Here is a 14,431-nt window from a genome sequence, read left to right on the forward strand (position 1 = left end):
CCATTAAACATTTATCAAAACCAATCTGTATGAAAAAGATCTTTCACCTGAACAAAATGTGGCAACTCCTGCTATGCTGTTGCCTAATCCTGTTTCATCAAAAGAGCATTGCTCAAACATTACCCACCAATTTTCAACGCGTACTGGTGACGGGCAGTTTGACCAACTCAACGGCGATGGCCTTTACGCCCGATGGCCGCGCACTGGTATGCCAGCAGAATGGGCAACTACGCGTCGTGAAGAACGGTAGCCTGCTGTCAACGCCGGCGGTAACCCTTTCGGTCAATACCAGTGGTGAGCGCGGGCTCATCGGTGTGGCTGTAGATCCCAACTTTGCCACCAACCAGTATATCTATCTCTACTATACACATACCAGCGGACCACACAATCGCCTGAGCCGGTTTACTATGAGCGGCGATGTGGCGGGATCGGAACTGGCGCTGCTCGATTTTCCCACGCTCGTAGGCATCTATCACAATGGTGGCGGCCTGGCTTTTGGCAATGATGGTAAGCTTTATGTAGCCATCGGGGAAAACCAGGTGGGCTCCAATTCGCAGAACCTGGATACCTATTTGGGTAAACTCCTGCGCATCAACAGCGATGGTACCGCGGCTGCAGGCAACCCCTTTAGTGGTAATGCCGTGCGCAGCCGCATTTGGGCCTATGGCTTGAGAAACCCTTTTACCATCGCATCCGATCCGGTGAGTGGTAAGATTTACGTGAACGACGTGGGCAACGCCACCTGGGAGGAGATCAACGATGCCACAACAAGTGGTAAGAATTTTGGCTGGCCCGATAAGGAAGGCATGTGCACCAGCGGATGTACAGGCTATACCAATCCTATCTATGTTTACGCCACCAACCGTACCGATCCGCCGCCGGCGGGCCAGGGCTGTGCCGTCAATGGCGGCACCTTCTTTAATGGCGCCATCAGCAATTGGCCTGCCGTGTATGGAGGAAAGTATTTCTTTCTCGATTACTGTGGCTCCTGGGTCGATTATATCAATCCTTCTTCTCCATCCAGGGTGTCGTTTGGCACCAGCCTGGGCGGAGGCATGGTGTACCTGAAGCAGGGTACTGATGGCAATCTCTATTTCCTCAACCGCGACAACAGTTCGCTGTACAGGATCGTGTATACGGGCAACCAGGCGCCTACTATTACCGCGCAGCCGCAAAATGTATCGGTACCTGTAGGTGGCACGGCCACGTTTACGGTTAGTGCTACAGGTAGTCCGGCCCCCACTTACCAGTGGCGAAAAGGAACGACCAATATTGCAGGTGCTACGGCCAACAGTTATACGATCACCAATGTACAGGCATCCCAAGCGGGTCAATACAATGTGGTGGTCTCGAACAGTGCCGGATCTGTTACCAGCAGCAATGCAACCCTTGCCGTTACGCAGCCCAATACCTTACCGGTAGCTACGATCAATACGCCCGCCAATGGAGCGCTATTTCGCTCGGGTAATGTGATCAGCTTTAGCGGTAGCGCTACGGATGCAGAAGATGGTACAGTACCGGCCGCCACTTTTGAGTGGTGGGTCGATTTTCACCATGCTACCCACGTGCATCCGGGGCCACAACTTACGGATGGCACCAGCAGCGGCTCTTTTACGGCCGACCTTTCGGGTCACAATGAAACGAATATCTGGTACAGGATCTACCTCGCGGTGCAGGATAGTCAGGGTGGACGGGATACGACTTATGTGGAGATATTCCCCGTTACGTCCAATCTTACGCTGCAAACACAACCTGCCGGCTTACAGGTGAGGCTCGATGCTGTTCCCTTCACGGCCCCCTATACCACAGAAGCTATATCCGGTGCTTCGAGGCCCATTGTTGCCATATCCCCGCAAACCCTGAATGGAGTTACCTATATATTCGATCACTGGAGCCAGGGCGGCGCTGCGGCGCAGAACATTGTTATTACCGACAACGATGTTACCTATACCGCTCACTACCGGGTAGCACCACCACCCATCAACCTTATGCCTACCCACGATGCGTATGTACGTGACGGCACCAATGCATCCATTACACATGGAACCACCGACTCCACATTACTCATCACCAAGGTGTCGCCCGCTGGCCAGCTCAACAATGCCCGCGAATCGTACCTCTTGTTTGACCTGGCGTCCATTGCCGGCAATATATCATCCGTTTCGCTGAAGGTGTACGGTAAGGTAGATCTTACCACGGTGCCTTCTGTGCTGGTGGGTGTTTATCCGGTGGCCAACACGACCTGGAATGAAAACACCCTTACCTGGAACAACAAACCGGCAGCAGGCACCACCGAGTTGGCCAATAATACGGTCACCAATACGGCCTACCAGTATATCAACTGGGATGTAACCAATTATGTAAAAAGTGAACTGCTGGCCGGACGCACCAAGGTCTCCTTTTTGATGAAGAGCCTTGTTGCTCATGATCCACGTGTATTCTGGAATTCATCAGAGTTCGGTTCCAATCCGCCGCTCCTGTCGGTCATTGCCGACGGTGGTAACGTGCCGCCGACTGTGAGCATTACGGCTCCGGCAAACAATGCCAGCTTTACTGCGCCGGCTTCCATCACTATCAATGCAACGGCAGCCGACAGTGATGGCACGGTGACAGGGGTTGAATTCTTCAATGGCACCACCAGCCTCGGTGTCGATAATACTGCTCCTTATTCCTTAACCTGGAACAATGTGCCAGTGGGTACTTATACCATCACGGCCAGGGCAACAGACGACAGCAGTGCTGTAACGACATCTGCACCAGTAGCCGTTATCGTACAGGCGGCTCCCAGCTGTACACCGGTTACCGCCAGCGGCGACGATGGTAATGTACCGGCCAATGTGCTCGACAATAACCTGTCCACCCGCTGGAGCGCCAACGGCGACGGGCAGTGGATCCAATTGTGCCTGGATGATACGGTCAATGTGACGGGCGTACAGATCGCCTTCCACAATGGCAATACCCGCACCTCTACGTTCGACGTACTGGTGGGGAATAACGGTACCACCTGGACCACCGCGGCTGCAGGACGCGTAAGCAGTGGCACTTCGCTCAACCTGGAGACATTCACCTTCGCGACGCAAAGCGGTAAATACGTTCGCATCGTTGGACACGGCAACAGTGTGAACTTATGGAACAGCTACACGGAGATAAAAGTGCAAACCAGTCAGGGAAGTCAGCAGTTTACCCTGGCACCAGCGCATGATGCCTATGTGCGCAACGGCACTTCTGCAGACATTACGCATGGCACTACCGACGCAACCATACTGATCAGTAAGCTCAATTCAAATCCTGCTGCAGGCAATGACCGCCAAACCTACCTGCGTTTCGACGCCAGTGGCGTAAGCGGCGCTGTAAGTAGTGCGGTAGTACGGATATATGGCAAGCTCGATGATAACCGCAATACCAATGTGCCTGTCAATGCTGTTGCTGTATCCAATACTACGTGGACCGAGTCGGCGATCACCTGGAACAACAAGCCGGCCACGGGGGCCATTTTGAGTAGTGCCACGGTAACTGATTCGATTGCCCGTTATTATACCTGGGATATTACGTCGTACGTACAGGCGGAACTGGCGGCAGGCCGCACTCAGATTTCGCTGGCTTTGCTGAGCACGATCGCTACCAGTCCGCGGATAACCTGGAACTCAAAAGAAACAGGCAGCAATGCACCGCAACTGGTGATCACTGCGGGCACCCAATTGCTGGCCGGCGGTACCACGACCGGGCTGTCCATCGGGGATGTTTCCGCAACGGCTGGCGGCATGAAGCTGAACAGCTATCCCAATCCATTTGGCGCCAGCAGCACCATTCGTTTCTCCCTGGAGCGCGGTGGTACTACGCGACTGGCAGTATATGATCTGCAGGGCAGGGAAGTGAGCCTGTTGCTGCAGCATAACCTCGCAGCCGGTGACCATACCGTGCGCTTTGAACCCGGCCAACTGGCTTCGGGGGTATATGTATTGCGACTGATGCAATCCGGAAAATCAGTAACGAAAAAACTATTGAAAGAATAGTGCAGGGCTATGGACCGGTGGTAACACTGCCGGTCCTTCCTATTTGCACCAGTAACCTTTTATTCACTAAAACAATCACAATGACCAGAAATTCTAACTCTTGTTCGGCTTTTATGAGATCGGCTTGGCTTAAAACGATTGCATGTTCCATTTTTCTTTCCGTTACCTGGGTGGGTATATCGTGGGCGGCAACGATCAACGTATCTTCTTTATCGGCTTTGCAAACAGCCATCAATAATGCCGTTGCCGGTGATGTCATCATACTGGCCAACGGTAACTACACGGCATCAACAGACATTACCATCAGCAAGCAGGGTACAGCTACACAACCCATTACGATCAAAGCCCAATCGATCGGCGGTGCGGTGATCGGCGGCACGGCAGGGTTTAACATTGTTAGTCCGGCCAAATACATCATTATACAAGGATTCAAATTCACCCACAATGCCTCGCAGGCCACCATGGCCAGCGGCACCAGTTTTTGCCGGTGGACGAGGAATATATTTGATACGCCGGGTACGGGCGAGCATCTGTTGTTGAATGGCAATGATCATGAAGTAGACTACAACACCTTTCAACATAAAAATGCGCTGGGACGCTTTATCGCCGTACGCGGAAGCGGTAGCCAGATCGCGCAGCGGTTATACATTCACCACAACTATTTCTTCGATCAGCAACCACAAACCGCCAATGGCGCGGAAACCCTCCAGTTTGGATTAAGTGGCTACAGCCTCTCTTCCAGCAACAGCATTGTGGAATATAACCTGTTCGAGGACTGTCAGGGTGAAAATGAGATGATCTCGGTGAAAGCGTCGGCCGTTACATTACGGTATAATACCATCCGGGACTGCAATTCTCAGTTTACTTTGCGTCATGGAAATTTCTGCCAGGTGTATGGCAACTACTTCCTGAATACGCAGGGTATCCGCATTTTTGGTGATGACCACAAAGTGTTCAGTAATCATTTCGAGAATTGCACGCCGGCCATCAATATCGGTAACGGTGATGGAGAAGTAGCCGATGGTGATGCGTTGACGGTGCATGACCGGCCCGACCGTTGCCTGATTGCTTACAATACCCTGGTCGATAATCCGTCGAACATTACACAAAGCGGACGTACCAATGGCCTGGGGGCTACAGCCACTACGGTTGCAAATAACATTATACAGGGTGGGGGAGCAGCGGCTTCTATTGCGGGGCCGTATACCGGTGCTGTGTGGAACGGTAATATGCTGTACAATACGAATGGCGCCGGCTCGATGCCTGCGGCGGGTTATACAACCGCCAATCCACTGCTGGCGAGGGATGCCACAGGTACCTATCATTTACAGGCAGGAAGCCCGGCCATCAATACAGGAACGGGCTCATACCCCTCCGTCACCTTCGATATGGACGGGCAGCCGCGCACATCGCCGCTGGATAAAGGGGCCGATGAAGTATCGGCGGTAGCGCCGGAGGCGCGTATCCTGACCCCTGCCATGGTGGGCCATAACGGAAACTACACCCCGCCAACACCAGCCTGTGTGCCGGTGAGCGCCAGTGCCGATGATGGCAATGTACCTGCCAATGTGCTGGACAATGATCTCAATACCCGGTGGAGCGCGAATGGCGACGGTCAGTGGATACAGTTCTGCTTAAGTGATACGCAACTCGTCAATGGCGTGCAGATCGCGTTCTATAGCGGTAATACACGTACTTCCACTTTCGATATCCTCACGGGCTTGGATGGTGTTAACTGGACTACGGCAGCCGCCGGCCGGGTGAGCAGTGGTACGTCACTGAACCTGGAAACTTTCTCTTTTACTGCAAGGAATGCTAAATATGTACGGATCGTAGGGCATGGCAACAGCGTGAACCTGTGGAACAGTTATTCCGAGGTGAAGGTGCAGACGCAAGTGCCCGGAGGCACCACCACGCTCAACCCCACGCATGATGCCTATGTGCGCAATGGCACCAATGCCGGTGTTACGCATGGTACTACGGATCCCGCGATCTTGCTTACCAAGCTGAATGCCACTGCCTCTGCAGGCAATGACCGGCATACTTACCTGCAGTTCAACACCAGCGCAGCAACTGGTACGGTGACCTCAGCGGTGTTAAGGTTATATGGTGCATTGGATGATAACCGTGATAACAATATACCGGTGAATGTGTATGGCGTGAGCAATACCACCTGGACCGAATCGACCATTACCTGGAACAATAAGCCGGCTACCGGCGATTCCCTGCAACGGGTAGTGGTTACCGATTCCATAGAACGGTATTATACCTGGGATATTACGGCGTATGTGCAGGCAGAGAAAGCCGCAGGCCGCCATACGATCTCGCTGGCCCTGCTGGCGCGGCTCGCTACCGACCCACGCATAGCCTGGAATTCGAAAGAAACGGGCAGCAATCCGCCTCAACTGGTGATCACTACAGGTTCTGGCGCCCGGAAAGCGGTCACTAATCTTCCGGCCGTTAAATCGGCTCCTGTGCAACAGAAAGGTTTGATCGTTTATCCCAATCCATTGAAACAATACAATACGATCAGTTTTATAGTGGAAAAGGCGGGCCACACACAAGTGGGCGTGTATGATCTGCAAGGGCGTTTGGTGCAATCACTGGTCAATAATTATCTCGAAGCCGGTCAATACCGCCGGGCTTTCAATACGGCGGGTCAGGCAGCAGGTATATATATCGTGAAGCTGGTTCAGCATGGAAAAGTAACTACACAGAAGATCGTAAAAGAACAATAGTCAAACAATCAAAATCAACAGACATGAAGATCAAGTTTCCAGTTTCCACATTACTAGTTGCGACAGCACTTTGCGGGGCATTGCCCTCACAGGCTCAATTGGGCAGCGGCTGGGTTTCCTATTCGCCTACGAAGAAGATCCACCTCGATAATGAGTCGGGTTTGCAGACCTTCAACTGGAGTGCTTACCAATCGGTATGCAGTCCGGCTTGTGCCGACTATACCTATACGAGCAGCGATGACACGGAGCAGTTCAGGCTATTTGACAACCGCACCAACCGTGCGGAGATCAGGCTGCAAAATGAGTATTCCACCGGAAGCCGCCAGTTTGAGGGCTATGTGACGATCTATGCGCCCCTTGAGGACGAGAGCCTGATGCAGATATTCGGCAGCTCATCCGGTGCCACACAGATGATGATCCGCGGCTATGCAGCCGATGGGGGATCACTACGCGGTGCCGGGCAAACGCTGGCTACCGGCATATACGGGGTAGAGCTACGCATCAATGTTATACATCTGCAGGAGGACGTGGGTAACAAGATCATTATTTATGTAAATGGCATCAAGAAGGCCGAGATCGCCGACAATGAAGCTGTCACCAATTACCACAAATATGGTAATTATGGCACGCTTACCACCGACGAAGCCGTGGTGAAATGGCGTAAGGCCCGGTTCTTCCGCGATGGCGATGCGCCTTCGACTGGTACGGTGACGAACCTGGCCTTGAACAGGCCTGTTACTGCTACCTCACAGCCGCAGCCCGAGAATCCGGCCAGTTCGGCGGTGGATGGCAACACAGGCACCAGGTGGTCGGCCACTGGATATCCTCAATCGCTCGAGGTAGATCTCGGTGCTGTATATGTGCTGGATCATTCGGAATTGGTTTGTTACCTCGACCGCGCTTATCAATATACGATACAAACCAAAACAACGTCGGGCGGTACTTATTCGCAGGTCGTAAACCGCAGCAGCAATACTACGCCGGGCAGTGTTGCGGCGCCGATCACCGATCAACTAGGCGGGGTGAGCGCCAGGTATGTTAAGATCAATGTAACCGGTGCTTCGGGGTACACGGGTCCCTGGGCCAGTTTATCGGAGTTCAGGGTATTTGGGTCTAACACCGCTTTGAATGCATCTGGTAGCACAACGTTGTTGGCTGCCGCTACTACCGATGAAGCGGCGAAAGATGCAGCAACGGAATTAGTCGTGAGTCCCAACCCGGTAAGCGGAGGGCTAGCGACGATCAGGTACGTGGTGAATAAAACAGGCCGGATACGCCTGGCTGTTTATAATGCAAGCGGTCAACCAACCCTGTTGCAGGATGAACATAAAACACCCGGCACTTATGTGGCAACATGGAATACGGCGGGTAAAGCAGCCGGCCTGTACATTGTGCAATTGACCGGGGCAGACCAGCGCAGCACTGCGCGGCTACTGGTGAAATAACACCCACTGATTTAATAATTACCATTAACCAACCTTTTCCTCATCATTAAAAATGAAATCCTCATGAAAAAAAGAATCCAAGGGTTCCTGCACGTGATGAGCCTACTATGGCTTCTACTACTTGCTGCGGCACCTGTTAAAGCGCAAACTCCGGTAGCCAAGAATGGGCAACTGCGGGTTATCGGTTTGAAATTATGCAACCAGTACGGCAACCCCATCCAGTTGCGGGGTATGAGTACGCATGGTATCCAGTGGTATGGCTGGAACAGCTGCCTTACCGAGGCATCGCTCGATGCCCTGGCGAATGACTGGGGCGCCGATATCCTGCGCATCTCCCTGTATGTGCAGGAGGGAGGATATGATACCGATCCCACTGGGTTTACCAACCAGGTTAGCCGGTTGATCGATGAATCAACAGAACGGGGGATGTATGCGCTGGTTGACTGGCACCAGCTTGATCCCGGAGATCCCAACGACAACCTGGCCAAGGCCAAAACCTTTTTCACGGCCATTGCCAACGCGCATAAGAACAAGAACAACATCATCTATGATGTTTGCAACGAACCTAACGGCGTTACCTGGGCCAGGATCAAGACCTATGCCGACCAGATCATTCCGGTGATCCGCGCCATCGATGCCGATGCCCCGATCTTTATCGGTACGCATGGTTGGGCCTCCTTCGGCGTGTCGGACGGTCGTTCGGCACAGGACATTGTGAGCAACCCGCTTAGTTTTTCCAATATCATGTACACGTTCCACTTTTATGCAGCCTCTCATGGACAGGAATACCTCGACGAGCTCAACTGGGCTTCTGACCGATTGCCAGTGTTCGTGACCGAGTTTGGAACACAGACTGCCTCTGGCGACGGGACCAACAATTTTACCAGGAGCCAGCAGTATATCGACCTGATGCGCACCAAGAAGATCGGGTGGACCAACTGGAACTACTCGGATGACTTCCGCAGCGGGGCGGTTTGGAACACGGGAACCTGTTCGGGTGGTCCGTGGACGGTGGCCAACCTCAAGCCGGCAGGCGCCTGGATCAGGGACCGTATGCGTACACCGGCCGATGATTTTCCAGGCGGGGGTACGCCCACCTGTGAGCCTGTTACCGCCAGTGCCGACGATGGTAATGTGGCCGCCAACGTACTGGATAATAACCTGGCTACGCGGTGGAGTGCCAGTGGCGATGGCCAATGGATCCAGTTCTGCTTATCCGATACCATGAATGTAACCGGTGTGCAGATCGCATTTTACAACGGTAATACCCGGACATCGTCCTTTGATGTGTTGGTTGGCAACGACGGAGCCACCTGGACCACCGCATCTGCCGGCAGGGTGAGCAATGGTACTTCCACCAACCTGGAAACCTTCAGCTTTACCCCCCGCGATGCCAAATATGTGCGGATCGTGGGACATGGCAACAGCGTGAACTTATGGAACAGTTATACGGAAGTGAAGATACTGACCGGTAGTACTGGTGGTCAGCAATACACGCTGGCCCCGCTGCACGATGCGTACGTGCGGAATGGTACCTACGCTGCCATTACACACGGTACAACTGATCCTGCCATTTTGATCAGTAAGCTGAACAGCAATCCGGCCACCGGCAACGACCGGCATACCTACCTGCGCTTTGATGCGGCGGGTGTGAGCGGCGCTATTTCATCGGCCGTATTACGGGTATACGGAAAGCTGGACGACAACCGGAACAGCAATATCCCCGTGAATTGTCATTCGGTTTCTAACACTACCTGGACCGAGTCGGCCATTACCTGGAATAATAAACCCGCCACAGGCAGCTCGCTGGTGAGCGCTACGGTAACGGATTCCATCGGCAGGTATTATACCTGGGATATTACGGCGTACGTAGCGGCCGAGAAGGCAGCAGGCCGCAATGGCATCTCTCTGGCATTGCTGAGCACGGTAGTTACCAGTCCGCGGATCACCTGGAACTCGAAAGAAACGGGCAGTAATCCGCCTCAATTGGTGATTACAACGGCTTCATCGCTCAACGCCGGCACGCTGGTGCAAAATGGCCTGGCGGGAGAGGATGTCGCGGCTTCTGCCGTCATGCTCAAGAGCTTTCCCAATCCTTTCCGGGAAAGCAATACGATCAGTTTTTACTTGGAGAAGGGTGGATTTGCCAACCTGACCGTATTCGACCTGCTGGGCAGGCGGGTAGCGGTGTTGGTGAATGGCAATTTACCGGCGGGCCAGCACCGGGCGATCTTCAAACCAGTGGGTATGGGGCCGGCCGTTTATACGATCCGGCTGGTGCACGACAGGAAGGTGGTTACCCGGAAGCTGGTGAGGGAGTAGGCGTTCTTATTTCACATATAGCAATTAACGGCCGGGTACGTCTGTACCTGGCCTTCTTTTTTGATCGGCATGGCCTTGTTGTACCGGGCGACATTGGCGGCTGACTTTGGTTGCCCGGATACCCTGAAATTCCCCGTTCGGGCATGCACAAGATGACGTCAACTCGCCCGGCTTGCCTATCTTTGCGAAAAATCAATAGTATGGGAATCGCAGATAAATTGTTCCAAATGAAGAATGAAAAAGCAGCTGCCAACCTGAAGGCTGGTCAGGATTTTTTAGAAGCCAACAAGCAAAAGCCAGGAGTGGTGAGTTTGCCCAGTGGTTTGCAATACGAGATCATGACGGAAGGCACCGGGCCAAAGCCTTTGGCTACCAATAAAGTTACTTGTCATTACCATGGAACGCTCATCGATGGTACGGTATTCGACAGTTCCGTAAAACGCGGACAGCCGGCTACTTTCCCGCTCAACATGGTGATCAAGGGCTGGACTGAGGGCTTACAGCTGATGCCTCAGGGTAGCAAGTGGCGTTTCTTTATTCCTGCCGATCTTGGTTATGGCGATCGCCAGGTTAGTGCACAGATTGGACCGAATAGTACGCTCATTTTTGAAGTAGAGTTGCTTGGTATTTCTTAAATAATTTTATCATATGCAGGTTCCGATTGCAGGAACTTTGCCACGAATCGCACAAAATCCTGTGCGATTCGTTTTTTTTAGATATTGGTGGCAAGTATTTGGTTATATTTAAGTTGGAAGTCTGAAAATGATTTGCAAACATTAAAATCAAATGCTATGCTACACAATTCTACTCCGCGAGTGGTTGCTATACTGCTAGCTGCATCGTTGCTATTTGCCTATTGCAAAAAGGGAGATGAAGGTCCAGCCGGACCAGCGGGTCCCGCCGGACCAGCCGGCCCAGCAGGCCCAGCGGGAGCGGCTGGCACAGCTAATGTGATTTACTCTAACTGGCTCGATCTTGACTTTCTTCCTGATAAGGATCCGGCTACCGGGGATACCCTGGGATATTTTGTCGACATTACTGCTTCGAAGCTTACCGCCGATATTCTGACAAAGGGTGATATGAAGGTATTCGTCAACGTAGGTACACCAACACAGCCCCAGATCTATGCTTTGCCATATTGGGACCCCTGGTTTGGGATCATCATTGATGCTGCCTACCATACGCAGAAGATTACACTGTATTCGAATATTGAAGCAGATTCCTATACTGAAGGTGGCGTAAAACGACAGCAATATCGTTATGTGCTGGTACCGGGAGGTACGCAAGCCCGTATGGCTATTGACTGGAGTGATTACAACAAAGTGAAGGCTGCGTTGAATATTCCTGATTAGGCCATTTTCTGAAAGACGAACCGTAGTTTTGCCATATGTTGACCCGGACAGCCTTAACTGTCCGGGTTATTTTTGAACCCACCACAATAGCCAGTATCACATGTACGACCAACTCGATGCTTCGGTAGCTAAATATGTGCAGTTAAATGATGAGGAGCGGGCTTTGTTCCACTCGATGTTCAGGCACAAGCAGGTGAAGAAAAAACAATTCCTGCTGCAGGAAGGAGAGGTGTGTGCTTTCGAAGCTTATATTTTGAAGGGGTGCGTACGGGTGTATTTTATCGATAAGGAGGGTGTAGAAACCATCCTGCATTTTGCCGTGGAGAACTGGTGGGTGAGCGATCTCATTAGTTTTATGGATCAGCAACCATCGAACCAATTCATAGAGACCCTGGAAGATTGCGAATTGCTGGTATTGGACTACCGCTCGAAAGCTGAATTGCTTGAAAAGATTCCCAAGCTTGAAAAGTTCTACCGTAACTTATTACAGCGCAATCTCGGCGTATTGCAACAACGCTTTTATGCTTCCGTATCACAAACGGCAGAAGAGCGGTTCAAAGCCTTCATAGAAAAATACCCGCAATTGGTGCAGCGTGTTCCGCAGCACCAGATTGCAAGGTATCTTGGTGTTTCCCCTGAATTTTTAAGTAAGGTAAAAAGCAGTCTCTATAAAAAATCCTGACCTCCTAAGCTCCCGGAACTGCCAATGCCGCTTCTATTTCATTCTCCAATAGTCCACTTCCTCCTCCATAATGCCTGATCACTTTCGTCATGGGGTTGATCTGTGCTATCTTGTTCCTCAGGTTCTTTTCCGCTTCTTCATCGATGCCAGCACAAAGCATCACCAGGTCGAACGTTTCTTTTTGCCATGCTGCCTCTGCTTCTTCATCTGTTGTAACTGCTACGCCTGATCTTTTGTCGGGTACGTTGATCAACCTTTGCATTACCTCCATGATCTCTGCATTACGGCCAATGGCCAGGATCTTTATAGGCTGCCTGCTCATGAGTACGGAATATTAATTCATTAAGGATGTAAATTCTTCGAGGGCCTTGCGTGTACGCGGGCTGATCTCCCGGCTCTTGTAGGGCTCCTGCAACTTTTCAGCGGCATCTGTATAACCCAGCGCCATAATGCTCACGGCTTCTTCATTCTCTGGCAGGTTCAGCAACTCTGCCAGCTTACGTTTATCGAATCCAGCCATCAGGTGGCCATAAATATTCATCGATTGCGCCTGCAACAGCAGGAATGAATTGAACATGCCTACATCGTGCAGGTAATAGGCATTCTTTTGTTGTGTATCGGGCAGTTCTTTTATGCCGATGCTTACCACCAGTGCAGCCGCGTCTTTCGTCCACGGTTGGTTACCAGGTAACAGTGTATTCCATATCTTTTCAAACCCTTCTGTACCCTTGAAGGCATATACATGACGCCAGGGTTGTGAGTTGTTGGCACTGGGCGCCCAGGAGCCTGCTTCGAGGATGGTCAACATATCCGCTTCAGCGATGGGTTTGTTCGAGAAAGAGCGAGGACTCCAACGTTTTTTGATAAGGTCAATTACGGGGTATTGTGTATTGGCTGTTTTTATCGTGCTCATAGCTTGTTGTTTTATTGTTATTCAAAGTTACTACCGGTGCAAAGCCCGTTCCATTGAAGTAGATTAAGAAATCGGCTGCCAGTTTGGGCTTTCTTAACCGGGATACGGCAGTCGCCGGCGTCAATTTGACGATGGCTTCATAGGTACTTCAATGATCAGGAGTTCGGCTTTGTCGCTTGTAGCTACTATGTTCACCGTTGCAGGGTTCTCTATGGCGAGCGCATCACGCGCGTCCAGTAAATGGCCATCTACGGTGAAGCTGCCGCTGATGACGAATGCATACACACCGTTGCCGGTACTGTGCACGTCATAACTGGTCGTTTTACCGTTGTCGAAGATGCCGGAACTGAACCAGGCATCCTGTTGAATATAAGTGCCTCCGTCAGCCGATTCCGGACTGATAAAGGGCAGGAGGGTATTCTGCATCCTGGTGCGATCGAGTATTATCTGATCGTAGCGTGGCGCTATATTCAATTGTTTAGGGAATACCCATATCTGCAGGAACTGTGCTTCCTGGTCGGCGTTGTGATTGTACTCGCTGTGGAATACGCCGGTGCCGGTGCTCATCACCTGTACCTCACCCTGGCTGATCACCCTGGTATTGCCCATGTTGTCTTTGTGCTCCAGGGCTCCCTTGAGGGGGATACTGATGATCTCCATATTGTCGTGCGGGTGCAGGCCAAAACCTTTACCGCCTGCCACGACATCATCGTTGAGCACGCGGAGCGCGCCAAAATTGATACGCTCAGGATTGTAGTATCCCGCAAAACTGAAACTCTGATAGCTGTTGAGCCAGCCATGATCGGCGTGGCCTCTCGTATTGGCTTTATGTTCTATATAGGTTGCCATGCTCTATGTTTTATGGTTTTGTGCTTTATTTCTTACACAAAGGTGCAGCCAGGCAGGGCGAGCATCCATTAATCTGGTTTAAGAAATGGACTTAACCTACATTAAGTACATAAAACA

The 14,431-nt window shown here is 51.8% G+C and carries 10 protein-coding genes; 7 read left to right on the plus strand and 3 right to left on the minus strand.

The window, feature by feature from the left end; genetic code table 11:
* The first annotated feature begins 29 nt into the window (after positions 1 to 29).
* The 7 genes from P2H89_RS07065 to P2H89_RS07095 all read left to right on the plus strand — a co-directional run bounded on the left by P2H89_RS07065 (position 30) and on the right by P2H89_RS07095 (position 12,552).
* On the plus strand, positions 30 to 4,013 hold the full coding sequence (locus P2H89_RS07065; protein WP_275825883.1) for a PQQ-dependent sugar dehydrogenase: 3,984 nt from the start codon (positions 30 to 32) through the stop codon (positions 4,011 to 4,013).
* A gap of 113 nt (positions 4,014 to 4,126) precedes the next feature.
* Complete coding sequence (locus P2H89_RS07070) at positions 4,127 to 6,751, plus strand: chondroitinase-B domain-containing protein (RefSeq protein WP_275825884.1); 2,625 nt, start codon at positions 4,127 to 4,129, stop codon at positions 6,749 to 6,751.
* A gap of 23 nt (positions 6,752 to 6,774) precedes the next feature.
* Positions 6,775 to 8,196, plus strand: coding sequence for a discoidin domain-containing protein (locus P2H89_RS07075; RefSeq protein ID WP_275825885.1), 1,422 nt, complete (start codon positions 6,775 to 6,777; stop codon positions 8,194 to 8,196).
* Between the two features lie 63 nt (positions 8,197 to 8,259).
* Positions 8,260 to 10,518 carry a cellulase family glycosylhydrolase gene (locus tag P2H89_RS07080; RefSeq protein ID WP_275825886.1) on the plus strand — a complete coding sequence of 753 codons (2,259 nt, stop codon included), beginning with the start codon at positions 8,260 to 8,262 and terminating at the stop codon, positions 10,516 to 10,518.
* 200 nt (positions 10,519 to 10,718) lie between these two features.
* The gene (locus P2H89_RS07085; protein ID WP_275825887.1) at positions 10,719 to 11,153 is read left to right on the plus strand and encodes an FKBP-type peptidyl-prolyl cis-trans isomerase; all 435 of its coding nucleotides are present in this window, start codon (positions 10,719 to 10,721) and stop codon (positions 11,151 to 11,153) included.
* Between the two features lie 156 nt (positions 11,154 to 11,309).
* Positions 11,310 to 11,870 (plus strand): hypothetical protein, encoded by a 561-nt coding sequence (locus tag P2H89_RS07090; protein ID WP_275825888.1) that lies wholly within the window; start codon positions 11,310 to 11,312, stop codon positions 11,868 to 11,870.
* A gap of 100 nt (positions 11,871 to 11,970) precedes the next feature.
* Entirely contained in the window at positions 11,971 to 12,552 is a 582-nt protein-coding gene (locus P2H89_RS07095; RefSeq protein WP_275825889.1) for a Crp/Fnr family transcriptional regulator, read from the plus strand.
* A gap of 4 nt (positions 12,553 to 12,556) precedes the next feature.
* Here P2H89_RS07095 and P2H89_RS07100 read toward each other — a convergent pair whose 3' ends face one another.
* The 3 genes from P2H89_RS07100 to P2H89_RS07110 all read right to left on the minus strand — a co-directional run bounded on the left by P2H89_RS07100 (position 12,557) and on the right by P2H89_RS07110 (position 14,314).
* The gene (locus P2H89_RS07100) at positions 12,557 to 12,874 is read right to left on the minus strand and encodes a hypothetical protein (protein WP_275825891.1); all 318 of its coding nucleotides are present in this window, start codon (positions 12,872 to 12,874) and stop codon (positions 12,557 to 12,559) included.
* Between the two features lie 12 nt (positions 12,875 to 12,886).
* Complete coding sequence (locus P2H89_RS07105; RefSeq protein WP_275825892.1) at positions 12,887 to 13,465, minus strand: nitroreductase family protein; 579 nt, start codon at positions 13,463 to 13,465, stop codon at positions 12,887 to 12,889.
* Positions 13,466 to 13,585: 120 nt separating this feature from the next.
* Entirely contained in the window at positions 13,586 to 14,314 is a 729-nt protein-coding gene (locus P2H89_RS07110; RefSeq protein WP_275825893.1) for a pirin family protein, read from the minus strand.
* Between the last annotated feature and the right edge of the window lie 117 nt (positions 14,315 to 14,431).

The organism is Paraflavitalea sp. CAU 1676 (assembly GCF_029223285.1).
Classification (GTDB): Bacteria; Bacteroidota; Bacteroidia; order Chitinophagales; family Chitinophagaceae; genus Paraflavitalea.